Here is a 22,546-nt window from a genome sequence, read left to right as displayed (position 1 = left end):
TCAGGTTTCGAGCGGCTTGAGAAAAAGCTCGTGCTTCGGCGCGAAATGCGCATAAAGCGGCAGGATCGCGCCGCCCATCGCGCGAGCGTCGGGGCCGATCTGCCCTTCGACGAGACGCGGGCGCGTCATGCCTTGCCAGTCGAACGCGGCGAGCGCGTCATCGGTGCGGGCGATGACCTCGCGCAGCAAGGTCCGGTCGATCTCGCCGTCGATCACCACGGCTTCGAGATCGAGCAGCGCGGCCGACGCTGCGATGCCCGTCGCGATCGCGGGACAGCTCTCACGCATCCACGCGTCCGATAGTTCGCGCAACGCCGGCGAGCACGCGTGCTCGTCGTGCGCGGCGGCGGCCGGCGCGCCCGCGGCGACGAACGCCTTCTCCAGCACATACACCGACGCCGTGTCCAGCAATTGCCCCGCGCGTTGCCCCTTGCCGCGTTTCATCAGCGGCAATGAGCCGATGGCGCCCGCGTTGCCGCCCGGCCCCGCGTGCAGGCGGCCGTCGATCACGAGCCCGCCGCCGATGAACGTGCCGATGAACACATACAGGAAGTTGCGCAGCCCGCGTCCCTGACCCATCACGAGCTCGGCGGCGCACGCGGCCGTCGTGTCCTTCGCGAATTCCACCGGCAGCGCGGTCATCGCTTCGATGCGTTCGCGGATGTCGATGTCGTCCCACGCCGCAAGCGCATCGGGCGGCGTGTCGAAGAAGTCGCGCCAGCCGCCGAGCCACAACGGCGCCGCGACGCCGACTCCCGCAATCTTCCGCGCGCCGTCCCCGAGCGCGCCGACCACGCGCGCGAGCCGCTCTTCCAGCGCGGGAAAAAGCGTATGCGGATCGGGATATGGATATTCGAGCGTCTCGCGCGTGCGCACGTTGCCGGCGAAGTCCATCGACAGCACATCGAGACTGCGCCGCCCCACTTTCACGCCGATGGAAAACGCGCCGTCCGCGCGCAGCGAGATCGGCACCGACGGCTGACCGATGCGTCCGCGAACGCGCGAGCGCGGCTCCTTCGCGAGCAGTCCGTCCTCGATCAGATGATCGACGATCAGCGAAACCGTCTGCATCGACAGGCGCGTCATGCGCGCGATATCGGCCTTGGGCAACGCGCCGTGAAGCCGGATCGCCTGCAGCACGATGCGTTCGTTGAACTGGCGCATGCCGAGCTGATTCGAACCGACGGAATGCGCCGAGGCTTTGCGCGCGGGCCGCTCAGACATCGTCGCGGGCCTCTCGGGACGCTCGGGCGCGCCGTACATCGATCATGTGTTCGTCCCCGTTCGATTAAATCCAGTGTTTTTATTTAGTAAAGACATCCGGGACGATTTTAGCAAGCGCCTTTCCTTGCACTGCGCGGCGATGCAGGTCGATTTTTGTCGCGATTTTTAGTCGGTTATGTTCGACGGGAACCGTCATCACCGACAAACACACATGAGCACACTCGAAGCCCTCCACGCGATCGTCAAGGACGAGAACGCGCCGCAGATCATTCGCGACCACATCGTCGATTCGCTGCAGTTCGCGCTGCGCAATCACGCCGGCTATTTCACGCGCAAGGAGATTCAGTGGCTCGCGCAATGGGACGACACGCGCATCCCGATTGCGGCGGCGAAGGTGTTGAGCGAGATGAAGACGGTCTGAGCCGCACCATGCTCAGTGCGTGCCCGAGGCGCGCGCGTGCCATTCGTAGTCGAACACGGTCGCCTGAACCGGCTCCGACAGGCCTTCGACGAAACTGATCACTTCCGGATCCTTCACGAAGCTCGCGGCCGAACTCGCCGCGAGAATTGCCGAGCTGTCCTGCGGCCGCGCGACCAGGAAGCCCTGCACGTAGTCCACGCCGATCTCCTGCAACGCGCGCAAGGTATCGACGTCCTCGACCCATTCCGCGACGCTGCGCATGCCGAGATTGCGCGCGAGCGCGACGATCGCCTCGACGATCGCGATATCCGCCGGATGCGCGCACATCGAGCGCACGAACTCGCCGTCGATCTTCAGCGCATCGGCGGATAGCGCCTTCAGATATTTGAACGACGTGTAGCCCGCGCCGAAGTCGTCGAGCGCGATCTTGCCGCCCATGTCGTGCACGCGCGCGATGAAGCGCTGCGTGTTCTCCAGATCGTGCAGCGCGACGCTCTCCGTGATCTCCAGACACAGGTAATGCACGATCGACTGATGAGCCGCGAAGAGCGCGAAGATGTCCTCCATGAACTGCTCGTCGTTCAGCGAGCCGCCCGAAAGATTCACGCAGATGAACTGCGTGTTGCCGAGCTGCTGCTGATGCACCTCGATCCAGTCGAGCAGCGTCGAAATGACCCAGCGATCGATCGCCGCGATATTGCCCGATTCCTCCGCCGCGACGATCACCTTGCCCGCGGGCAGCGTCGCGCCGTCGGGTGCGCGCATACGCAGCAGGACTTCGAAGTTGAGCGATTCGGTCGGCGCGGACAGCGACATGATCGGCTGCATCACGAGGAAAAGACCCGGCGGCAGGCGATTGCGCCCGAGCGTTTCGACGAGCTTCAGTTCCTCCGCGCGCTCCTCGAACGCCGCCGCGCCCTTGCGATACGTGACGAGATGCGTATGCGCGACCTTCTTCGCTTCGCGGCACGCGCGATCCGCGTGGGATAGCGCGTCCTGCACGCGCACGCCCTGCGAGCATTCGACGAGACCGATCGACGCCTTCACCTGGAACGCGCGATTGCCGACCTGATACGGCGCGTCGGACAGAATGGAAATGAGTTCGCGGCATTGCGCGATGGCGTCTTCGATCGACGTGTCGTGCATCACGCAGACGAACTCGTCGCCGCCGATACGCCCGACCGGATAGCTGCGCGCGAAGTGCGCCCGCGTGCGCGCCGCGACCTGGCGCAGCACTTCGTCGCCGCTGCGATGGCCGAAAAGATCGTTGACGAGCTTGAAGCGGTCGAGATCGACATAGGCCAGCGCCCACGGCAGCGTCTCTTCGCTCTGCGCGGAGATCGCCTTCTCGACGCCGCGGCGATTCAGCGAGCCGGTCAGCGAATCGTGCTCCGCGAGAAAGCGCAGCCGCTCGACGGCCTTCGAGCGCTCCGTCGTGTCCTGCAGCGAGCCTTCGATCCATCCGTTCGAGCGGATCGCCTTCAGCAGATAGCGCCGCTCGCCGGTGCCGCGCTCGGGCGAGCCGCCCATTTCGAGTTCGCCGTCGCTGCCCTTCGACGCCAGCGCCTGCAACGCGCCCCACGCGCCCGCCTCGAAGTAATCGTTCCAGTGCCGCACCTTGTAGTCGGTCTTTTGCAGATCGAGCATCGCGCGCAACGCGGGATTGGCGCGCACGAAGTGACCGTCGGCGTCGAGCGTGAAGAGGCCGATCGGCGTGACTTCGTAGGTATTGCGCAATTCCATCTGCGCCTGGCGGCGGAAATCTCGTTCGGCGCGCATCTGCTCGGCGATCGCGAAAGCCGCCATCATGCTCGACGACAACGCGGCCATCACCGTATTCACGCCGCCGACGAGCACCTTCAGCCCGAAGGCCGCGCCGAGCACTTCGGAGAATGTCGAGAACAGCACCACGCCAAGCGATGCGACATACCAGAGCACGGTGCGCGAGCGCGCCATCCACACGAGCCGCGCGAGGAAAAACAGCAGCACGCAGATGCCGAAGCCCGCGATGATCCACAGTGTCGGAATGAACAGCGCATATGGCAGCGCGAACGCGGCCGCGAGCAGCACGATGCCGACATACTGGATCACGCGCAGCAGCCAGCGATAACCGACCACGCGCAACTCGCGCCGGAAAAGCTGCTGGAAGAGCGCGGCCGTCAGCAGGTAATAGGCGGCAAAGGTGAATTGCCGCAACGGCTGCATGAAGTCGGCCGGCAGCACGCGGCCGAGCCATTGCATGTCCCAGCCCATCGCGTTCGCGCACAGGCGCAGATTGCCGACGAGCCACACGGCGAAAATCACGTAGGTCCATTCGTGATTGATGAGCGCCGTGACGAAAACGAACACCGCGAGCGTCAGCAAACCACCGGCGATTAGCCCCGAACTTTCCTGAAAGTCGAGCGCCGAATTGCGCAGTCCCTGCCATTCCCACGCGTAGGCGTTGATTTGCGCGGGACCGGAAAAGGTGCCGCGGCACAGAACGTTTTCGGCCTGTTTGATTCGGCCGACCTGAATGGAGAAGCCCGCCTTTACCACGCGCATTTCGCCAGTCACGCCTTCGCGATCCGCCTGGCCAAGCGGCGCGAGCGTTTTCGCGTTCCAGCAGGCAAGCGTTTGCGCATGACGGGACGGCAATTCGACGACCGTCGACGAATCCGCGCTCATGCTCGGCGTCGTGAAACTGAACCAGACCGGCTTTTCGGAGAGACGTGTGCTGTATCGGGAAACGGGCGCCGCGCCTTGAAGCGCTTCAAGCGCATCGGCGGGCGTCATGTTGGCGCTTTTATCGGCGACTACGTGAAGTGCAAGCGGAACCGCGCCGCGCGTTTCATATTGGCGCGGCAGGAAATAGAGCGTCGCGATCGTACCGAGCAAAATCAGAATCGGCACGGCGTAAACGGCGACTGCATACAGCGCGTCGTCGATCCACGAGCCCGTGCGTCTGAATCTCGATAAGGAAGCTGGAATAACCGACGCCATACCTGGAAAAACCCCCGTTTGCGCCCAGCGCGAAATACGCCGGCGCAGACAGCGGCGGAGCCCGAAGAACCCCGTGCGCCGCCGCTTTTTGGCCTACCGGACCGCTTTGCGATCCGGTTATTCGCTTTTACCTTCCTGAATACGATCGTGCCTTTTTCACCTGCCGTAAGCCATCAACGGGGCTTCCGGGCATCGTACCGGTTCCCAGTCAAAAGATAAATCTACAGAATGCAAATCGATATCCGGATGATGCGTGTGCACCATGTAATTGAAAAGCGGATGACGGGCTTCTTCCCAGCGCTGACGTGCCGCGGCGACGTCTTTCGCGAGCACGCGATGCGGCAAGCCGCCCACATGCGACATCGGCAGAAATTCATTAACGCCGAAGACATCCTTGAAGAGCATCGCCTCATACTCCCGATCCAGCGGCGTACGCGCCGTAATCACCATGTAATCAATCCCGTGCAATTCGCAGAACATCCACAGTGCCTTGCACAACGCCACCTTGACTACGCGGCCCACCATCCCGCCCGCGACGCCGAGTCGCGTCGCTTCCGCGAGGCGGCTCGTCGCCAGATGGTCGGGCAGACGCACCGACTGCTCGACGGCGAGCGGACCGTACGCATTGGTCTGAATGCGCATGGTGCCGAGCGGCGCGCCGTCCAGCTTCGATTCCGCCAAAAGGACAGCCGTGCCGCGATCCCAGTCCGAAGGCTCGATCGTCATCTTGTCGGCGAATTCGGGCAGATGCCGCCCATAGGCCGAACGTCTGATGCTCACGGCTTTTTGCAATCCAGCATCGTCTTTGACGATACGGATAGTAAACGGCATACGCTCGCTTTTCTGAAGTGCGGGTACGACCGTGAGAGTTGGGCGAACCGCCGATTCGGTTTGGTTAGCGGCGGCATTGGTGGCAAGGTTCAGACGTTCCATTTGTAAACCCCATTTTTTCTTGGCGATTGGAAAGGTGCCGCGTGTCGAGGAGGTTTTGTAGTGGTTCCTTACACGGGCGAAACGAGCCTCTCACGAAGTCAAATAACGGGGTGCGCGCTTGCCACTGTTTCTCAGCAAATTTCAGGCTAAAGGAGTGGAAGAAAGCTTCTAAACGGCGAAAACCAGTCGCCGGCAGCCGCCGAAACCACATATCCATATGCCGTACAGGAATATGCGAGCCCGATCAAAAGTGAAAGAACGAGGGCGAGCAGCCACCAAGCGACGCGAGAGACAATCAGGAGAATAGCGTTCGCAGAACGCTCGTGGAGCATCGCGTAAACGCTGGAAAATACGTTAGAAAGAGTAACTGGTAACGTTTGCTTACACTTTTTCTTCGCAGAAAGTGCGAAACGCCGAACACGCGGGGATGGGGAATTAAAGCCGCTGAAAAAGCCGAAACAAAAAGGCGGGCGCTCTTTCGAAAAAACGCCCGCGCTATCACAACATAATCATGTCGACTGTGTGGAATCCGTCAAAACGGATTAAAAAATCAGTCGTCCTCGTCGAGCCAGGGAATATCCACGTCGGTAATGAAAGCGACCATCGCGAGCGGACGGCCTTCTTGTCGTCCGATATTGCCGTCGGCGCGTTGCCATTCGCAGCGGAAAATCGTCGCGGGGGTATCGGCGAGCAGCGTGATCGTGCGAATCTCGTCCGGATCGTTGTCTTCGACCGGACCATCGAGCGACACGAGCAATTGCTGCGGCCACACGCCGTCGGCGGGATCGTAAATCTTGTCGCCATCGTGAATGACGACGTGCGCCTCGACGCCGATCGTCGCCGAGGCCTCCACGATCATCTTGCCGAGCGCGCGCAGCACGGCGGTGGCGCGGCCCGAGTTGGCCTGGCGGATCGCGAGATCGCCACGCGTCAGCGCCTGCTCGAGTTTGGGATTGGTTTTCTGTTGCGCCATATCTCTCTCTAGGGGTTCGTTGCAGCTTTCGACGGGCGCGGCCCGGCTTAAGTTGCAGGCGGATCGTAGCATCGCACCAACAAAGATAGGTCGCGCGGGCCTTTGCAGCAAACCGTAGACGGCCGAAGCGTTCCTGACCTGCGAACGTCTTCGATGCTCAAGTTTGCGCACGACCGGCCGATATTGCGCACATCCCCACCGAAACGCGTGACTGCCGTGCCGTTAATCGACCTGACTGCTCCCTTGCGCATTCGTCCGCCGGCGCTCGCTTCCCGCACGCCGTCCACCCGCGCCTGAACGTGCAGACCCGACACACGGAGGTCGTCGACGGCATCGCGCTGCGCACGCATCTGCAACCGATCTACAGCCTGCCGCATCAACGCGAGGTGGGCTACGAGGCGCTGTTGCGCGGCGATGCGGGCGGCGGCGCGCTCGTCGGACCGTTCGATCTTTTCGGGCGAGCGATCGTCGCGGGCACGCTGACCGAGCTCGATCGCATGAGTCACCTCACGCATCTGCGCAACGCGGCGCCCCTGCTGCCTGCCGCGCAGTGGCTCTTCCTCAACATCAATCCGGCGACCTTCACCGATCCGGGCTATGCCGCGCGGCTCGCCTCCGCAACGCGCGAAGCGGGACTCGCGCCCGAGCGGCTGGTGATCGAAGTGCTGGAGTCGGGCGGCACGGATGTCGAGGACATCTCGCGCGCCACGCACGCGTTTCGGGCACAGGGCTTTCTCGTCGCTGTCGATGACTTCGGCGCTGGGCATTCCAACATCGACCGGCTGATCACGCTGCGGCCGGACATCGTCAAGCTCGATCGCAGTCTCGTGCGGACCAAGAGCGCCCATATGCGCGACGCGCTGATGCCGAAGCTCGTCGATCTGCTGCACGAGTCGGGCATGTTCGTGGTCGCGGAAGGCATCGAGACGAGCGAGGACCTGATGCTCGCCGCGCGCTCGAACGTCGATTTCGTGCAGGGCTATCTGTTCGGCATGCCATCGGCGGAACTCGCCGAACGCGGCGTGGCGACGCCGCTCTTCGAAGACGTGTTCGACGCGCTCGCCCAGACGCGGCGCACCGAGCGGCTCGCGGGCGACCTGCTTCTGCTGCCCTATCGCGCGGCGCTCACGCAGGCCGCGCGGCGCTTCGCGTCGGGCGCGACGACCGAATCCGCCTGCGCCGATCTGCTCGCGCTGCCGTGCACGCTCAGTTGCTTCTTCCTCGATCGGGGCGGCCGCGAGTTCATGCCCGGCCTCGCGGGCGCCGCAGCGATTGCGCCGAGCGAGCGCTTCGCGCCGATCGCGGATCCATCGACCGGGCGCTGGGACAATCGCCCGTATTTCGTCGATGCGCACGCGAAGCCGCAGCAGGTGATCACGAGCGCGCCTTATCTTTCCGTGACGGGCACGTCGCTTTGCGTGACGCTCACGATCGCGACGCAGCACGCTGCAAAGCCGGTCGTGATCGGCGCGGACCTCGACTGGCGCAAGCTGACCGAAGCGGCGCCCGCGATCTTCTGAGCGTCAGGCGGTAGCGCTTTTCGCTTGCGCGATTGCACTGGCGAGCGCCGCCGCGCCCGCGCGCAGCGCCGCGAGATTGCCCGGCTCGAAGGTCCAGTGCCCCGCCGCATTCACGACGGCCAGTTCCGCGCCGGGCCAGCGCGCGGCGAGGTCCAATGCCTGATCGGCGGGACACACCATGTCGAAGCGTCCATGCACGATCCGGCAAGGCAGATGCGCGATACGCGCGACGAGCGGCAATAGCGGCACCGGCGGCAGTTCGTTCGCCATGTAATGCCGCTCGAGGAGCGCCATCGAGATCGCGGCCGAGTTGGCTTCCGCGCTCGGGCGCTTCTCTTCCTCGGCCGGTTCCTTTTCCGGCTTGTTGACGACGGAGAGCGTGGTCTCGTAGTGCGTCCACGCGCGCGCGAGCCGCGTACCCGCCTCGTCGAAACGCGCGAGCGGCGCTTCGGTCATCCGCAGGATTTCCTGCGCATTCGTGGGCCGCTTGCCGCACGCCGCCTCGATCGCATCGAGAAACGCGCGATGCGCTTCGGGAAAGACGCGTCGAACGTCCCACAGGAACCAGTCGATATCCTCGCGCCGCGCGAGAAAAATGCCACGCAGCAGGAAACCCGTGCAGCGCTCCGGATGCGCGACGCCGTATGCGAGACCGAGCGTCGTGCCCCACGAGCCGCCGAAGATCGCCCATTGCTCGATCTTCAACGCGACGCGCAGCGTTTCCATGTCGCTGACGAGCGCGTCGATGCCGTTCGCCTCCAGCTTGCCGAACGGCGTGGACTTGCCGCAGCCGCGCTGATCGAAGAACACGACGCGCCATTTGTCCTGTTCGAGCACCTCGGCCCATTTCACGTTCATCGCGCCGCCGGGGCCGCCGTGCACGACGAGCATCACGGGCGCCTCGCGCGGGCCTTGCGCGCGCCAGTAGATCGAGTGACCGTCGCCCACGTCGAGCATGCCTTCGTCGAACTGCACCGGCGATTGATTGTCCATTGCGTCTCTTCCTTGCTGAATAGGCTTCGTCGGGCTCCATTGTTGCATCGCTTCGATGACATCGCATGGCGCGAAATGATCCTCCGGCGCGTTTCGCTCGATACGCTATGCTTGCGGATTCCGGATGTTCGTCATCCACCTGTCATCTCACGAATTTCGATGCGACGCACCTTCGTCAAGTGGCTCTTTGCAACCTATCTGCTCGGCAGCGGCATCGTCTGGTCGATCCTGATCCTGCCGCTTTTTCCGTTCGTCGGCCGCAACGGGCGTTACCGGCTCGCGACGCTCTGGTGCCGCGCGGTGGTCGTGATGATGCGCGTCATCACCGGCGTCACGTGCTCGATCGAAGGGCTGGAGCATCTGCCCGACGGGCCGTGCATCATTCTGTCGCGACACGAATCGACCTGGGAGACGCTCTCGTTCATGGCGCTCTTTCCCCGGCGCATCAGTTTCGTGTTCAAGCACGAGCTCATGAACATTCCGTTCTTCGGCTGGGTGCTGCGCGGCCTCGACATGGTGAGCCTCGATCGCGGCTCGATCCGTCAGGCGCACGCTGCCGTGACCCGCGAGTGCGCGGCGCGGCTCGAGAAAGGCGATTCGGTGGTGATCTTTCCGGAAGGCACGCGCGTCGCGCACGATGCGCCGCTCAAGCTCGCGTCGGGCGGCGTGCGCCTCGCGTGCGCGACGAAGGTGCCGGTCGTGCCCGTCGTGCATGACGCGGGCAAGGTCTGGCCCGCGAAGGGATGGCCGGATCGCGGCGGGCATATCCGCGTGATCGTCACGCCCTGCCTGCCGCTCGATTGCCAGATTCCACAGGAGTTGAACCGCCTCGCGCAGTCGCAGATGGACGATGCGCTGGCGGAACTGCGCTAGTTGCCGCTCAATACAATGGCCGCTTCTTCGCGGCGCACAAACGATTGACCGCGGAAATCAGCGTCTCCATGTCGACGGGCTTGCGCAAATATCCGTCGTAGCTGACGAAAGCCGGCGGATTCGGATGCCCTGAAATCATCAGGAAAGGAATGTGCGCGAGCGCCGTGTCGTTCTTCATCGTCTGGCAGAGCAGCGCGCCGCCGAGGCCGGGCATCATCCAGTCGGACACGACGATATCCACCCGCTGTTCCCCGAGTATCGATAACGCTCCGTTGCCGTCGAACGCGCACAAGACGGTGCAGTCCTCGCCTTGCATGCAGAGGGTCCAGGCTTCGATGGTGGCGGGGTCGTCGTCGACGAGCAGTACGGTCTTCATCTTGCGAACATGTTCGAGTGCGGCGCGTGTGTGGGGCGGGACGTCACGACGGAGGCGGCGGACAACCTCGGATGTGACCGCTGCCGACGCCGTTTGTTGCAGTCACTTCGTACCCGCCGCTTTTGTCATAGTATTTCTTTCGCGCAAAACCTGCGCGGTAAATGCTGCTTCAGCAACTTGCGCGCCGCCCGTCGTCTGCGGTCATTTGCTCCTGGCGCGTGAACGGCCGGCTTCGCGCAACGCATCGACGAGCGTCTCTTCCACCGGCGTGCGCGCGGCGTCGTTGCGGCGAATCAGGCCGATAGGCTCGTCGGTGCCGGCGAAGGGCATCGGCAGCGCGGCGAGCAGCCCGAGCGCGATGTCCTGCTCGACCGCGCCGGCAGGCACGAACCACACGGCGTCGTTGTTCATCGCGAGCGAGCGCCCGAGCGACACCGACAAGGTTTCGACGAGCGCCGTCAACGCATGCGCGCCGAACGCCGTCAGCACGCTTTCAGCCGATTGACGGATCAACGTGCCGAACGGCGGCACCACGATCACGAAGCGCGCGAGCAAGGCGGGCGTGAGCGGCGTTTCGAGCGTCAGCGGGTGCTCGCGGCGCACGACCACCGCGAGCGGCTCGCGATAGATCTGCTCGAAGGACAGCCCGTGCATCGCTTCCGGCTCCGACAGCCGCCCGACCACGAGATCGACGTCGCCCGCCTTCAGCTTCTCCAGCAGAAGCGCGTTGGAATCGGTCCAGACGGACAGCGACACCGCCGGCCATTGCTGCCGGAACGACATCAGCGCGGGCGACAGCAGCACCGGCGCGACCGTCGGCAAAATGCCGATCGCGATGGTCCCGGGCATGTCGCCGCGTTCGCGCAGAAGCATGTCGACGCCCTCGCGCAAGGACGCGACGCATGCGCTCGCGTGCGGCGCGAAAAGCCGTCCCTCGCGCGTGGGCACCGCGCCGCGCCGCCCACGCTCGAACAGCCGCACGCCTAGAATGGATTCGAGCTCGCCGATGGTTTTGGACACCGCGGGCTGCGTGATCGACAGGCTATCCGCGGCGCGCTGCACGCTGCCGAGTTGCGTGACGGCAAGAAAACATTGCAGATGCCTGAACTTGACGCGGGTGTTGGTGAAGTCGGTATCCATGACGATCCGTTATGCAAGATGGCACGAAACATCATTTTCCATAACTTGCGCCGTTCTATAAAGTAGCCGTCAGAAACATCCTATTCAACTTCCAAATACAGGAGACAGTCGACATGACCTCCCCCATCCTCACACCGCGCGATTGGGAATCCCATCCCGCGTATCTGTCGCCGGGTTACAAGTCGTCGATCCTGCGCAGCCCGGGCTTGCCGCTCATTCCGCTGAAGGAAAATCTGCGCAACCGACGCGTGCCTGTCTACGGTGCTGACGATCTGGGCGTGCTCGACAACGACCTCACCCGCAACGCCGCGAAAAACGGCGAACCGCTCGGCGAGCGCATCATCGTGACGGGGCGCGTGCTCGACGAAGGCGGCCGTCCGGTGCGCAACACGCTCGTGGAAGTGTGGCAGGCGAACGCCGCGGGCCGCTATGTCCACAAGGCCGACCAGCACGACGCGCCGCTCGACCCGAACTTCCTCGGCGCGGGCCGCTGCCTGACCGACGACGAAGGCCGCTATCGCTTCATGACGATCAAGCCGGGCGCGTATCCGTGGGGCAATCACCCGAACGCGTGGCGTCCGCAGCACATCCATTTCTCGCTCTTCGGCGAATATTTCGGCTCGCGTCTCGTCACGCAGATGTACTTCCCCGGCGATCCGCTGCTCGACCTCGATCCGATCTATCAGGGCATTCCCGAGCAGGCACGCAAGCGTCTCGTGTCGTCCTTCTCGATCGACACGACGCAGGAAAACTACGCGCTCGGCTACGAATTCGATATCGTGCTGCGCGGCCCGGACCAAACGCCGACGGAGTAATCGAACATGACCACGCTGAAACAGACCCCATCGCAGACCGTCGGACCGTACTTCGCTTACGGCCTGGTTCCCGAGCAATACAACTTCGATCTGAAGAGCCTCTTCACCGCATCGGCGGCGGATCGTGAAGTGCCGGGCGAGCATATCGCCGTCGTCGGCAACGTGTTCGACGCCGAAGGCAAGCCCGTCAACGACGCGCTGATCGAAGTCGCGCAGGCCGACGCAAATGGCCGCTATGTGCAAAGCGCGCAGGAAGCGCGCGAATCGGGCTTCCGCGGCTTCGCCCGCGTGGGCACGGGCACGGATCCGAAGCTGCGCTTCATCGTCGATACGGTGAAGCCGGGCGCAACCGCCGACGATTCCGCGCCGCACCTCGACGTCATCGTGCTGATGCGCGGCATGCTGCTGCACACGTACACGCGCATCTACTTCGAGGACGAAACCGAAGCCAATGCGAAGGACGCCGTGCTGCAGAGCGTGCCGGCCGAGCGCCGTCATACGCTGATCGCGAAGCGCGAAGCGGGGGCATCGGCCAAGCCGGGTTCGTCGGGTACGATCTATCGCTTCGACATCCATCTGCGCGGCCCGAACGAGACGGTGTTCTTCGACCTGTAAAGCTTTCTCGCGGCAGTTGTTTGAAACGAAAGGCGTCCGGCACTGCGTTATAGTGTCGGTCGCCTTTTGTCTTTTCTGCGCTTTCTCCCATGTCCGACGCTCCCACGCCCAGCCCGCTCTACGTCAAGCTCCTCGGTGAAACCGCCCAGATCGGCTGGTCCGAACTGGAGCGCTTCTTCGCGCAGGGCAAGCTCATCTGGGTGAAGCGCGATCTCGATCTCGTGAGCGTCGCGGAAGCCGTCGCCACCGACGATACGCAACAGGTAACGCAATGGCTCGCAGGCGGGCTGGTCGAGCGCATGCAGGCCGAAACGGCCGCCGATCTCGCCGCGCGCGATCCGCAATTGTGGGCGGTTGTCACCTCGCCCTGGGTATGCGTGCAGGAACGCGGCTGATTCACGAGGCTGAATCGCACTAGCGCCGGTCGAGGACATAGTCCGTCCACAGCACGACGAGAATCGTCATCAGCGCCGGGCCGATGAACAGCCCGATCAGCCCGAACGTTTCCGCGCCGCCGAGAATGCCGAACAGCACGAGCAGAAACGGCAGCCGCGCCGATCCGCCGATCAGCACCGGCCGCACGAAGTGCTCGGCGACGAACACGACGATCATCCCGAACACGGCGACGCATATCGCCGCGACCATCGAGCCCTGCGCGAGCAGCCACAATGCCGAACCTAGAAACACGATCGGCGCGCAGAACGGCAGCATCGCCGCGACGGCCGTCAGCATGCCGAGCAAGGTAGCGTGCGGCACGCCCGTGACCGCATAGGCGATTCCGAGCAGCGCGCCCTCGCCCAGTCCCACGACGACGAGCCCCACCACCGTGCTGCGCACCGATTCGGCCATGCGCCGCACGAGTGCGGCGCCATCCGGACCGAACGCGCGGCGCGAGCCCGCGAGCAGTTGTTCGCCGAGCTTCGAGCCCGCCAGAAACACGAAGAAGAGCGTCATCAGCATGAAGCCGAAGATGACGACGCCGTGGACCACGCGCCCGCCGAAGTGCCGCGTCATCGCGACGACTGTCGCACTGTGCAGATTCTTCACCGCCGGCGACGCTTCGAGCGGTGTCGCCAGATTCTCCTGCCACCAGCGCCCGACCTGTTGCGAGCCCATCGGCAGATGCTCGATGAACGCGGGCATCGGAATGCCGGTGCGCAACACTTCATGGAACCAGTGGATCATGTCGCGCGCCTCGTTCACCGTCTGCGCCGCGACGATGAAGAACGGCACGACGAACAGCAGGCCGATCGCCGCCGTCAGCAGGACCGCGAGCAGATTGTGATGCCGCTTGAACAGCGGACGACGTTCGAGCCAGCCGAACGCGGGCCATAGCGCGATCGCGATCACGCTCGCCCACACGACGGCCGGAATGAATGTGCGCGCCGTATAGAGCGCGACCAGCACGAGCACCGCGTAAAGCACCGCGGACGCCGTGCGCTGCATCTTGCGGGTGCGCTCGGATGAGTCCGGTGTCGAGTCGTTGCGCGGTTGGATCGGCATGAGTGAATGGTCCTTCTTCGTGATGTTCGATTGGTGGCGAAACATGAATCGTTCGCCAGAATTGTAATCACGCACGAATCATTCCACTCGATGCGCGCAGTCATGCAACTTTATTTACAAAAGGCACGTTTCGCGCTCCCTATAATCGAGACTCGGCATCGAACGATGGATCTTGCAAATGAAGGAAAAAACCTGGCGCGCAATGGCTGGTGCATGCCTGTCGCTGATATGGCTCGCCGGATGTTCGACTGGCCTCAACCGGTCGAATGAAGATCGGTTGAACGCGCAAAGCGGCATCACGATGCTGCCCGTCAAAGGCGGCGTGGAGATGCGGCTGCCCGAAGCGCCGCTTTTCGATACCGACGAATCGAGCATCCGCGCGGGCTATTCGCCCATGCTCGATCGCGCCGCTCAGGTATTGAAGCGCAGCATGCGGCCGATTCTGATCGAAGGTCACACCGACAACCAGGGCACGCTGGCTTATAACCACACGCTTTCCGATGCGCGCGCCCAGGCGGTCGGGCGGGCGCTGATCGCGCGCGGCGTGCCCGCCGAGCGTATTGCGACGAAAGGCATGGCGTGGCTGCGGCCGATCGCCAGCAACGACACGGCGCAAGGCCGCGCATTGAACCGCCGCGTGGAGATTCTGGTGCGCACCGAGAGCGAAGAGACGCTGCTCGGCACGCCCGCCAAGGTCAAGCGCTAGCCGCCTGCTCGACCTCCAGCACGAGCAACTGCGAGCCGTCGGCGACCTGATCGCCGACTTCGAACAGAATCTCGCCGATCTTGCCCGACGAAGGCGCCACGATCGTGTGCTCCATCTTCATCGCTTCCATCACCATCAGCGGCGCGCCCTTCTCGACCGTCGCGCCCGTCTCCACGAGCACCGCGATCACCTTGCCCGGCATCGGCGCGCTCAGACGGCCTTCGTGCTCGGCATCGCCCGCGTGGGCCATCAGGTTCTGCCACTCGAACTGGAACGCAGCGCCTTCATGGAAGACGTGGAAGATGTCGCCATCGGTGAAGACGTGGCCTTTGATCAGCGCATCGTCGAGCTGGACCGCGAATGACGTCGCGCCGCTGTGCGACCAGTCGAAGCGCGCGCTTTTATCGTTCAGCGTGAGACGCTTTTCGCCGTTCTTCGTGAAGACGACCTTCAGCGTTTCGTCGGTGTCGAGCGCGCGCCAGTTCAAATCCTGGCTATAGCCGCCCGCCATGCGCCAGTGCGACAGCGCATCCCACGGCGACTGGCCATGCGCCTCGCCGCCCTCGCGCGTGAGCAGCGCCGCGCACGCGAGCGCAAGCCCCTTGTTGCGCGAAACGTGAGTGGGCGCGAAGAGCGCATCGTGATGACGCTCGATCAGGCCCGTGTCGAGATCGCCCGCGCTGAACGGCTCGCTCTTCACGATACGCTGCAGGAACTCGACGTTCGTCGACAACCCGACGATCTCGCATTCCGCCAGCGCGCGCGCCATGCGCGCCAATGCATCGCGGCGATCGCGGCCATGCACGATCAGCTTCGCGATCATCGGATCGTAGAACGGCGTGATCGAATCGCCCTGACGCACGCCGCTGTCCACGCGCACGTCGCCGTCGATCGAAAACTCCACCGCGTGCGGCATGCGCACGTGCTTGAGCGTGCCCGTCGACGGCAGGAAGCCACGCGACGGATTTTCCGCGTAGATGCGCGCCTCGATCGCGTGGCCGTGTACCTTCAGCTCGTTCTGCTTCAGCGGCAAAGGCTCGCCCGCCGCCACGCGCAGTTGCCATTCGACGAGGTCGAGCCCGGTCACCATCTCCGTCACCGGATGCTCGACCTGGAGACGCGTGTTCATCTCCATGAAGTAGAACTGGCCGTCCTGCGTCATGATGAATTCGACCGTGCCCGCGCCGACATAATCCACCGCGCGCGCTGCGGCAACCGCGGCTTCGCCCATCGCGCGGCGGGTTTCATCGTTCAGACCCGGCGCGGGCGCTTCTTCCAGCACCTTTTGATGGCGACGCTGCACCGAACAGTCGCGATCGAACAGATAGACCGCGTTGCCATGCTTGTCGGCGAACACCTGCACTTCGACGTGACGCGGGCGCAGCAGATACTTTTCGATCAGCACGCGATCGTTGCCGAAGCTCGACGCCGCCTCGCGCTTGCACGATGCGAGCGCCGCCGCGAAGTCCTCGCTCTTCTCGACGACACGCATGCCCTTGCCGCCGCCGCCCGCGCTCGCTTTCAGCAGCACCGGATAGCCGATGCGGTCCGCTTCGCGCTGAAGCAGCGAAGGGTCCTGGTCGTCGCCGTGATAACCCGGCACGAGCGGCACGGACGCCGATTGCATCAGCGCTTTCGCGGCCGCCTTGGAACCCATCGCGCGAATCGCATCGACGGGCGGTCCGATGAAGACGAGACCCGCCTTCTCGCACGCATTGGCGAAGTCCTCGTTCTCCGACAGAAAGCCGTAGCCCGGATGAATCGCCTGCGCGCCGGTCTTCTTCGCGGCATCGACGATGCGCTCGATGCGCAGATAACTCTCCGATGCAGCCGATCCGCCGACATGCACCGCTTCATCGCAGACATCGACGTGCTTGGCTTTCGCGTCCGCATCGGAATAGACGGCGACGCTGCCGACGTTCAGGCGCTTCGCCGTCGCCGCGACACGGCAGGCGATCTCGCCGCGATTCGCAATCAGTATTTTGTTGAACATGGCATTACATCCGGAATACGCCGAAGCGCGTGTCTTCGATGGGAGCGTTCATCGTCGCGGCAAGGCCGAGACCCAGCACGTCGCGCGTTTGCGCGGGATCGATCACGCCGTCGTCCCACAGACGCGCGCTCGCGTAGTACGGATGCCCCTGCGCCTCGTACTGATCGCGGATCGGCGCCTTGAACGCCTCTTCTTCTTCCTTCGACCACGCGCCGCCCTTCTTCTCGATGCCGTCGCGCCGCACGGTCGCGAGCACCGACGCGGCCTGTTCGCCGCCCATCACCGAGATGCGCGCATTCGGCCACATCCACAGGAAGCGCGGCGAATACGCGCGGCCGCACATGCCGTAGTTGCCCGCGCCGAACGAGCCGCCGATGATCACCGTGAATTTCGGCACCTTCGCCGTGGCCACCGCCGTCACCATCTTCGCGCCGTTGCGCGCGATGCCTTCGTTCTCGTACTTCCGGCCGACCATGAAGCCCGTGATGTTCTGCAGGAACACGAGCGGAATCTTGCGTTGCGCGCACAACTCGATGAAATGTGCGCCCTTCAACGCGGATTCGCTGAAGAGAATGCCGTTGTTCGCGACGATGCCGACCGGATGCCCCCAGATATGCGCGAAGCCGCACACGAGCGTCGTGCCGTAGCGCGCCTTGAACTCGTCGAAAGCGGAGTCGTCGACGATGCGCGCGATCACTTCGCGCACGTCGAAGGGCTTGCGCGTATCGACGGGAATCACGCCGTAGACGCTCTGCGGGTCGAAGCGCGGCGGCAGCGGCTCTTTCAATGCGAGCGTCGGCGTCTTCACTCGATTCAGATTGCCGACGATGCTGCGCGCGATGCCGAGCGCATGCGCATCGTTCTGCGCGAGATGATCGACGACGCCCGACAGACGCGTATGCACGTCGCCGCCGCCGAGATCTTCGGCGCTGACTTCTTCGCCCGTCGCGGCCTTGACGAGCGGCGGGCCGCCCAGAAAGATCGTGCCTTGATTCTTGACGATGATCGATTCGTCGCTCATCGCGGGCACATACGCGCCGCCCGCCGTGCACGAACCCATCACCACGGCGATCTGCGCGATTCCTTGCGCCGACATGTTCGCCTGGTTGTAGAAGATGCGGCCGAAGTGATCGCGGTCGGGGAACACGTCGTCCTGATTCGGCAGGTTCGCGCCGCCCGAATCGACGAGATACACGCACGGCAGACGGTTCTGCTCTGCGATTTCCTGCGCGCGCAGATGCTTCTTCACGGTCACGGGATAGTACGTGCCGCCTTTCACGGTCGCGTCGTTGCACACGACGACGCATTCCTGTCCCGCGATGCGCCCGATGCCTGTGATGATGCCCGCGCCCGGCGCGTCGTCGTCATACATGCCGTACGCCGCAAGTTGCGACAGTTCCAGAAACGGCGTGCCCGGATCGAGCAGTTGCGCGATGCGATCGCGCGGCAGCAGCTTGTTGCGCGACACATGCCGATCGCGCGAGGCCTGTCCGCCGCCCTCCGCGATCTTCGCGACCTTCTCTTTGAGGTCCGCGACGAGCGCTTCGAGCGCAGCCGCGTTCGTGCGGAATTCCTCGCCGCGCGGATTCAGTTTCGATTCGATGATCGTCATGTCGCGCGCCTCACATCGTCTCGGCGAACAGTTCGCGGCCGATCAGCATGCGGCGGATCTCGCTCGTGCCCGCGCCGATTTCATAGAGCTTCGCGTCGCGCCACAGCCTACCGACCGGATACTCGTTGATATAGCCGTTGCCGCCGAGAACCTGAATCGCTTCGCCGGCCATCCACGTGGCCTTTTCCGCGGTGTAGAGGATGACGCCCGCGCAGTCCTTGCGCACCTGGCGCACGTGGCCCGAGCCGAGCGTGTCGAGCTGGCGGCCGACCGCGTAGAGATACGCGCGGCATGCTTGCAGCGTCGAGTACATGTCCGCGACCTTGCCCTGGATGAGCTGGAACTCGCCGATCGCCTGGCCGAACTGCTTGCGATCGTGGATATACGGCACGACCGCGTCCATGCACGCGAGCATGATGCCGGTCGGGCCGCCCGCGAGCACGGCGCGCTCGTAGTCGAGGCCGCTCATCAGCACCTTCGTGCCGCCATTCAGTTGACCGAGGATGTTCTCTTTCGGCACTTCGACGTTCTCGAACACGAGTTCACCGGTATGCGAGCCGCGCATGCCGAGCTTGTCGAGCTTCTGGGCGACGGAAAAGCCCTTCATGCCCTTCTCGACGATGAACGCCGTGATGCCGCGCGGACCGGCTTCGATGTCCGTCTTCGCGTACACGACGAGCGTGTCGCAGTCCGGGCCGTTGGTGATCCACATCTTCGTGCCGTTGAGCACGTAGTGATCGCCCTTTTCTTCGGCGCGCAGCTTCATGCTGACGACGTCCGAGCCTGCGTTCGGCTCGCTCATCGCGAGCGCGCCGATATGCTCACCCGACACCAGCTTCGGCAGATACTTCTGCTTTTGCGCTTCCGTGCCATTGCGATGAATCTGGTTCACGCACAGATTCGAATGCGCGCCATAGGACAGCCCGACCGACGCCGACGCGCGCGAAATTTCTTCCATCGCGACCATGTGCGCGGTGTAGCCCATGTTCGCGCCGCCGTATTCCTCGGAGACGGTCATGCCGAGCACGCCGAGATCGCCGAATTTTTTCCAGAGATCCATAGGAAACTGGTCGCTATGGTCAATTTCGCCCGCGCGCGGTGCGATTTCCTTCGCAGCGAAATTGGCGAGCGAATCGCGCAGCATGTCGATGTCTTCGCCCAGCGCGAAATTCAGTCCGGGTACGTTGCTCATGAATGTCTCCTCCAGATGCGATGTTTTCGGTGCGCCCTGAAATTTGAGTTTCACTCACACAGGGCAACAATCCACGGGATGGGGCAATTTCACGCTCAAATCGCCTAGCCGTCAATAGATTTTTGAGCTACGCTCACATTTATTTCGCACGCTTGCCATCATGTCCACGCATACCACTACCAGCCGCCGCACGCCCACGGGCGTCAAATCGCAGCAGCGCGTGAAAGACATCCTGCAAGCGGGCCGCGACGTCTTCGCCGAGAAAGGTTACGACGCGGCGACGAGCGCCGAGATCGCGCAACGCGCGGGCATTTCGGAAGCGACCGTGTTCAGCTATTTCAGCGGCAAGCGCGAACTGTGCGCGCGCGTGATCGCCGATTGGTACGACGAAATCATCGATGCCTTCGAGACCGGCCTGCCGCGCGACGGCTCGGTGCGCCAGCAGTTCGCGTTCATCGTCAGGACGCATATGCGGCTGATGCTGATGAACGGCACGGGACTGTGCGCGCTGGTGCTGTCGGAAGGCCGCAGCAAACAGCACGATCTGTCGGATACATTGACGGAACTGCAACGCCGCTACACCGCGCCGCTGATGGACGTGCTCGCGCGCGGCCAGACGCTCGGCCATGTGCGCAACGACATGCCGTTGCGCCTGTTGCGCTCGCTCGTGTTCGGCCCGATGGAACACGTGCTGTGGGACGCGACCCTTGCGAAGCGTCGTCTGAGTCAGACTCAGATCGAAACGACGGCGAACGAACTGGTGGAAGTATTGTGGACGGCGCTGCAGCCGCCGAATGCGCAACTGGCCGCGCTCGCGCAGTTCCGGCAAGACGTGGAGGAAGCGTCGCGGCGCTTCGAAACGAGCGCCGCGCGCGAAAAGCCTATTTCCTGATGAAGCGCAGCGCGAAGCGCGCGAGTTTCGGCACGGTGACCGGACGCAAGAGCCGCGCGTCGTAGCCGCCCATGCGGCGGTCGTTTTCGGTGAGACACAGTTCGATCAACGAGCGAGCGGATACATCGCCCGCCACCGAATCGCCTACATTCGCCGGAAAATTCATGTCCTGCGCCGCACCGCTCTTGTCGAAACCGCGCGCAAGCGAAATGCGGTCGCGGATCAGCGAGAACCAGACTCCCGCGATCTTCGCCAGAAACCACGGCTTTCGATACCACGGCAGGCTGCGCCGATACCACGCGACCCAGTTCGCGAAGAACAGAATGTGCCGCGCCTCTTCCTGAATGACCGGCTCGAAGGTCTCGACGAGTTCTTCGGGGAAATAGCCCGATTGCCGCGCCGCCTCGAACAGCCCGAACGCGAAGAAACTGTCGATGCACTCGCTGTAGCCGGTGAGCATCCAGGCGCGCAGCGGATCGGCGGGCGCGGGATACGCCGGCTCCGGCGCGAGCGTGATGCCGTACGCCTCGACCAGCTTCGACAGCACGAGCTTGTGCCGCGCCTCCTCGCCGCCGTTCATGCGCAAGGCTTCCCGCAATTGCGGATCCGCGACGGTGCCCGCGTAGGTCGCGACGCGAATCGACGCGCGCCCTTCGGTCTGCACGGCGATATCCCAGATAGGCAGCGAGGTCACGCGCTTCAGCGCCGCAGGATCGAGCTTCGGCCAGTCGATGACGGCGGGCTTGTACGGATTGTGCGTCGTCAGCAACATCTCGCAGAACATCCGCTTGTGCAGGTCCGAACCGATCGGAATCTGCCCCGTCGACCGGTACGTCCAGTTGCGCATCGCATGATCTGCTTCGACTGTGTTGAGCGTATCGGACATATTCGAATATTGGCCGCCGATTGGGTACGTCCTGCGGATTTTGGCATACAGGATGTCAACTTGCAGCGTTACACGCCTTTTTTCGTCGGGTGCGTGGCGCCCAGCACGACGAACGGCACGCTCAATACGGCTGAATCCCGTTCATCAACAGCGCGACGACGTGCCGCGCGAGCTGCTCCGCGCTGACAGTCCGATTTCCTTCCCCGCGCCAGCGCGACGTCGCGAGCGGAAACACGGTCAGTCCAAACAGCGACGCGAACACGAGCGACGGTTCCAGCGACGGATTGAGCTTCCCTTCCTTCTGCCAGCCGGCGATGCGCTCGATCCCGCGATCCTTGTGCGTGTCGCCGAAGCGCTCGGCCATGCGCTGACGCAGAAGTCCGCCGTCGCTGATCATCTCGCGCACCCAAAGCGCCGCGAACCACGGATATTTGTCGACGGTCGCGACAAGCGTTTCCACGAAAGCGCGCAAGGTATCGACGGGCTCCGAATCCGGATCGTTGAACACGCGCGCGAGTTCGACGCGCAACGGCACGAAACGCTCGTCGATCAGCATGTCGAGCAACTGGTCGCGTGTCTTGAAGTAGTAGTGAACCATCGCCGGCGTGACGCCCGCCTCGCGCGCGATCGCGCCGAGCGTCGTTTCACCGATGCCCTGCCGCGCGAACAGCGCAAGCGCGATATCCAGCAACTGCTCGCGGGCCTGCTCCCCGTGCGCGCCGCTCGGGCGCCCGGGTTTTTTGCGCGGCGACGGGCTCGCGGACGCGCCCGCGCCAGTGTTCAACACATCGTTTGCCATATAAGAATTTGACGAGATTCTTTCCGTCGTCTATATTAACTTTCACGTTAATTAATTGCAATCGATCCGATCTGCCGGGCGACACGTCCGGCGGCGGA

21 protein-coding genes are annotated in these 22,546 nt (G+C 63.7%); 8 read left to right on the top strand and 13 right to left on the bottom strand.

Features of this window, described 5'->3' with window-relative positions:
- Positions 1-1,224: an ROK family transcriptional regulator gene (locus tag PQR08_RS03935; RefSeq protein ID WP_408161057.1), complete on the bottom strand. Its 1,224-nt coding sequence runs from the start codon at positions 1,222-1,224 to the stop codon at positions 1-3.
- A 211-nt stretch (positions 1,225-1,435) separates the two neighbouring features.
- Between PQR08_RS03935 and PQR08_RS03930 the strand changes: the two genes are divergently transcribed.
- Positions 1,436-1,645, top strand: a complete 210-nt coding sequence (locus PQR08_RS03930) for a hypothetical protein (protein ID WP_035501443.1) — start codon at positions 1,436-1,438, stop codon at positions 1,643-1,645.
- Between the two features lie 12 nt (positions 1,646-1,657).
- Here PQR08_RS03930 and PQR08_RS03925 read toward each other — a convergent pair whose 3' ends face one another.
- From PQR08_RS03925 to PQR08_RS03915, 3 genes are all read right to left on the bottom strand, one after another.
- The gene (locus PQR08_RS03925; RefSeq protein ID WP_284509021.1) at positions 1,658-4,627 is read right to left on the bottom strand and encodes a putative bifunctional diguanylate cyclase/phosphodiesterase; all 2,970 of its coding nucleotides are present in this window, start codon (positions 4,625-4,627) and stop codon (positions 1,658-1,660) included.
- 156 nt (positions 4,628-4,783) lie between these two features.
- Positions 4,784-5,560, bottom strand: coding sequence for a hypothetical protein (locus tag PQR08_RS03920; protein ID WP_035501440.1), 777 nt, complete (start codon positions 5,558-5,560; stop codon positions 4,784-4,786).
- Positions 5,561-6,110: 550 nt separating this feature from the next.
- The gene (locus tag PQR08_RS03915; RefSeq protein WP_035501438.1) at positions 6,111-6,533 is read right to left on the bottom strand and encodes a hypothetical protein; all 423 of its coding nucleotides are present in this window, start codon (positions 6,531-6,533) and stop codon (positions 6,111-6,113) included.
- Between the two features lie 299 nt (positions 6,534-6,832).
- On the opposite strand from PQR08_RS03915, the gene PQR08_RS03910 reads away from it, so the two are divergent.
- The gene (locus PQR08_RS03910) at positions 6,833-8,053 is read left to right on the top strand and encodes an EAL domain-containing protein (RefSeq protein WP_250484461.1); all 1,221 of its coding nucleotides are present in this window, start codon (positions 6,833-6,835) and stop codon (positions 8,051-8,053) included.
- A 3-nt stretch (positions 8,054-8,056) separates the two neighbouring features.
- Here the strand turns inward: PQR08_RS03910 and pip are convergent, their stop codons facing one another.
- Positions 8,057-9,046 (bottom strand): prolyl aminopeptidase, encoded by a 990-nt coding sequence (pip, locus tag PQR08_RS03905; RefSeq protein ID WP_250484460.1) that lies wholly within the window; start codon positions 9,044-9,046, stop codon positions 8,057-8,059.
- Positions 9,047-9,205: 159 nt separating this feature from the next.
- Between pip and PQR08_RS03900 the strand changes: the two genes are divergently transcribed.
- Positions 9,206-9,919 (top strand): lysophospholipid acyltransferase family protein, encoded by a 714-nt coding sequence (locus PQR08_RS03900; protein ID WP_250484459.1) that lies wholly within the window; start codon positions 9,206-9,208, stop codon positions 9,917-9,919.
- A 7-nt stretch (positions 9,920-9,926) separates the two neighbouring features.
- Here PQR08_RS03900 and PQR08_RS03895 read toward each other — a convergent pair whose 3' ends face one another.
- Together PQR08_RS03895 and pcaQ are read right to left on the bottom strand one after the other, a co-directional pair.
- Positions 9,927-10,295: a response regulator gene (locus PQR08_RS03895; protein ID WP_238217385.1), complete on the bottom strand. Its 369-nt coding sequence runs from the start codon at positions 10,293-10,295 to the stop codon at positions 9,927-9,929.
- A 201-nt stretch (positions 10,296-10,496) separates the two neighbouring features.
- Positions 10,497-11,435 (bottom strand): pca operon transcription factor PcaQ, encoded by a 939-nt coding sequence (pcaQ, locus tag PQR08_RS03890; protein ID WP_035501433.1) that lies wholly within the window; start codon positions 11,433-11,435, stop codon positions 10,497-10,499.
- Between the two features lie 113 nt (positions 11,436-11,548).
- Here pcaQ and pcaH point away from each other — a divergent pair, with 113 nt between their 5' ends.
- The 3 genes from pcaH (at position 11,549) to PQR08_RS03875 (ending at position 13,260) form a co-directional block, all read left to right on the top strand.
- Positions 11,549-12,250 carry a protocatechuate 3,4-dioxygenase subunit beta gene (pcaH, locus tag PQR08_RS03885; RefSeq protein WP_187605129.1) on the top strand — a complete coding sequence of 234 codons (702 nt, stop codon included), beginning with the start codon at positions 11,549-11,551 and terminating at the stop codon, positions 12,248-12,250.
- A 6-nt stretch (positions 12,251-12,256) separates the two neighbouring features.
- Positions 12,257-12,865 (top strand): protocatechuate 3,4-dioxygenase subunit alpha, encoded by a 609-nt coding sequence (gene pcaG, locus PQR08_RS03880; protein ID WP_238217381.1) that lies wholly within the window; start codon positions 12,257-12,259, stop codon positions 12,863-12,865.
- 89 nt (positions 12,866-12,954) lie between these two features.
- Positions 12,955-13,260 (top strand): DUF2288 domain-containing protein, encoded by a 306-nt coding sequence (locus PQR08_RS03875; RefSeq protein WP_250484457.1) that lies wholly within the window; start codon positions 12,955-12,957, stop codon positions 13,258-13,260.
- 19 nt (positions 13,261-13,279) lie between these two features.
- On the opposite strand, the gene PQR08_RS03870 is transcribed toward PQR08_RS03875, so the two are convergent.
- A complete protein-coding gene (locus PQR08_RS03870; RefSeq protein WP_238292674.1) occupies positions 13,280-14,368 on the bottom strand; it encodes an AI-2E family transporter in 1,089 nt (362 codons plus the stop codon).
- Between the two features lie 178 nt (positions 14,369-14,546).
- On the opposite strand from PQR08_RS03870, the gene PQR08_RS03865 reads away from it, so the two are divergent.
- Complete coding sequence (locus PQR08_RS03865) at positions 14,547-15,074, top strand: OmpA family protein (protein ID WP_250484456.1); 528 nt, start codon at positions 14,547-14,549, stop codon at positions 15,072-15,074.
- On the opposite strand, the gene PQR08_RS03860 is transcribed toward PQR08_RS03865, so the two are convergent.
- From PQR08_RS03860 to PQR08_RS03850, 3 genes are read right to left on the bottom strand one after another with little or no spacing between them, the layout of a single operon-like run.
- Positions 15,064-17,067 (bottom strand): acetyl/propionyl/methylcrotonyl-CoA carboxylase subunit alpha, encoded by a 2,004-nt coding sequence (locus PQR08_RS03860; protein WP_250484455.1) that lies wholly within the window; start codon positions 17,065-17,067, stop codon positions 15,064-15,066. The two genes, PQR08_RS03865 and PQR08_RS03860, sit on opposite strands and share 11 nt — an antisense overlap.
- A 4-nt stretch (positions 17,068-17,071) precedes the next feature.
- Positions 17,072-18,679, bottom strand: coding sequence for a carboxyl transferase domain-containing protein (locus tag PQR08_RS03855; protein ID WP_250484454.1), 1,608 nt, complete (start codon positions 18,677-18,679; stop codon positions 17,072-17,074).
- Positions 18,680-18,689: 10 nt separating this feature from the next.
- Positions 18,690-19,871, bottom strand: a complete 1,182-nt coding sequence (locus PQR08_RS03850; protein WP_035501604.1) for an isovaleryl-CoA dehydrogenase — start codon at positions 19,869-19,871, stop codon at positions 18,690-18,692.
- Between the two features lie 160 nt (positions 19,872-20,031).
- On the opposite strand from PQR08_RS03850, the gene PQR08_RS03845 reads away from it, so the two are divergent.
- A complete protein-coding gene (locus PQR08_RS03845; RefSeq protein ID WP_187605136.1) occupies positions 20,032-20,763 on the top strand; it encodes a TetR/AcrR family transcriptional regulator in 732 nt (243 codons plus the stop codon).
- Here PQR08_RS03845 and PQR08_RS03840 read toward each other — a convergent pair.
- Together PQR08_RS03840 and PQR08_RS03835 are read right to left on the bottom strand one after the other, a co-directional pair.
- Positions 20,753-21,649, bottom strand: coding sequence for an aminomethyltransferase (locus PQR08_RS03840; RefSeq protein WP_035501424.1), 897 nt, complete (start codon positions 21,647-21,649; stop codon positions 20,753-20,755). The genes PQR08_RS03845 and PQR08_RS03840 overlap by 11 nt on opposite strands.
- A gap of 121 nt (positions 21,650-21,770) precedes the next feature.
- Positions 21,771-22,436 (bottom strand): TetR/AcrR family transcriptional regulator, encoded by a 666-nt coding sequence (locus tag PQR08_RS03835; RefSeq protein WP_250484453.1) that lies wholly within the window; start codon positions 22,434-22,436, stop codon positions 21,771-21,773.
- Positions 22,437-22,546: the final 110 nt, after the last annotated feature.

Source organism: Caballeronia jiangsuensis (assembly GCF_046030135.1).
GTDB classification, from domain to species: Bacteria; Pseudomonadota; Gammaproteobacteria; order Burkholderiales; family Burkholderiaceae; genus Caballeronia; species Caballeronia jiangsuensis.
This window is presented reverse-complemented; position numbering and strand designations above follow the sequence as displayed.

What these genes read in the sequence shown, in the direction of transcription:
- PQR08_RS03935 (WP_408161057.1), bottom strand. Translation starts at nt 1,224, where the DNA reads ATGTCTGAGCGGCCCGCGCGCAAAGCCTCGGCGCATTCCGTCGGTTCG.
- PQR08_RS03930 (WP_035501443.1), top strand. Translation starts at nt 1,436, where the DNA reads ATGAGCACACTCGAAGCCCTCCACGCGATCGTCAAGGACGAGAACGCG.
- PQR08_RS03925 (WP_284509021.1), bottom strand. Translation starts at nt 4,627, where the DNA reads ATGGCGTCGGTTATTCCAGCTTCCTTATCGAGATTCAGACGCACGGGC.
- PQR08_RS03920 (WP_035501440.1), bottom strand. Translation starts at nt 5,560, where the DNA reads ATGGAACGTCTGAACCTTGCCACCAATGCCGCCGCTAACCAAACCGAA.
- PQR08_RS03915 (WP_035501438.1), bottom strand. Translation starts at nt 6,533, where the DNA reads ATGGCGCAACAGAAAACCAATCCCAAACTCGAGCAGGCGCTGACGCGT.
- pip (WP_250484460.1), bottom strand. Translation starts at nt 9,046, where the DNA reads ATGGACAATCAATCGCCGGTGCAGTTCGACGAAGGCATGCTCGACGTG.
- PQR08_RS03900 (WP_250484459.1), top strand. Translation starts at nt 9,206, where the DNA reads ATGCGACGCACCTTCGTCAAGTGGCTCTTTGCAACCTATCTGCTCGGC.
- PQR08_RS03895 (WP_238217385.1), bottom strand. Translation starts at nt 10,295, where the DNA reads ATGAAGACCGTACTGCTCGTCGACGACGACCCCGCCACCATCGAAGCC.
- pcaQ (WP_035501433.1), bottom strand. Translation starts at nt 11,435, where the DNA reads ATGGATACCGACTTCACCAACACCCGCGTCAAGTTCAGGCATCTGCAA.
- pcaH (WP_187605129.1), top strand. Translation starts at nt 11,549, where the DNA reads ATGACCTCCCCCATCCTCACACCGCGCGATTGGGAATCCCATCCCGCG.
- pcaG (WP_238217381.1), top strand. Translation starts at nt 12,257, where the DNA reads ATGACCACGCTGAAACAGACCCCATCGCAGACCGTCGGACCGTACTTC.
- PQR08_RS03875 (WP_250484457.1), top strand. Translation starts at nt 12,955, where the DNA reads ATGTCCGACGCTCCCACGCCCAGCCCGCTCTACGTCAAGCTCCTCGGT.
- PQR08_RS03870 (WP_238292674.1), bottom strand. Translation starts at nt 14,368, where the DNA reads ATGCCGATCCAACCGCGCAACGACTCGACACCGGACTCATCCGAGCGC.
- PQR08_RS03865 (WP_250484456.1), top strand. Translation starts at nt 14,547, where the DNA reads ATGAAGGAAAAAACCTGGCGCGCAATGGCTGGTGCATGCCTGTCGCTG.
- PQR08_RS03860 (WP_250484455.1), bottom strand. Translation starts at nt 17,067, where the DNA reads ATGTTCAACAAAATACTGATTGCGAATCGCGGCGAGATCGCCTGCCGT.
- PQR08_RS03855 (WP_250484454.1), bottom strand. Translation starts at nt 18,679, where the DNA reads ATGACGATCATCGAATCGAAACTGAATCCGCGCGGCGAGGAATTCCGC.
- PQR08_RS03850 (WP_035501604.1), bottom strand. Translation starts at nt 19,871, where the DNA reads ATGAGCAACGTACCCGGACTGAATTTCGCGCTGGGCGAAGACATCGAC.
- PQR08_RS03845 (WP_187605136.1), top strand. Translation starts at nt 20,032, where the DNA reads ATGTCCACGCATACCACTACCAGCCGCCGCACGCCCACGGGCGTCAAA.
- PQR08_RS03840 (WP_035501424.1), bottom strand. Translation starts at nt 21,649, where the DNA reads ATGTCCGATACGCTCAACACAGTCGAAGCAGATCATGCGATGCGCAAC.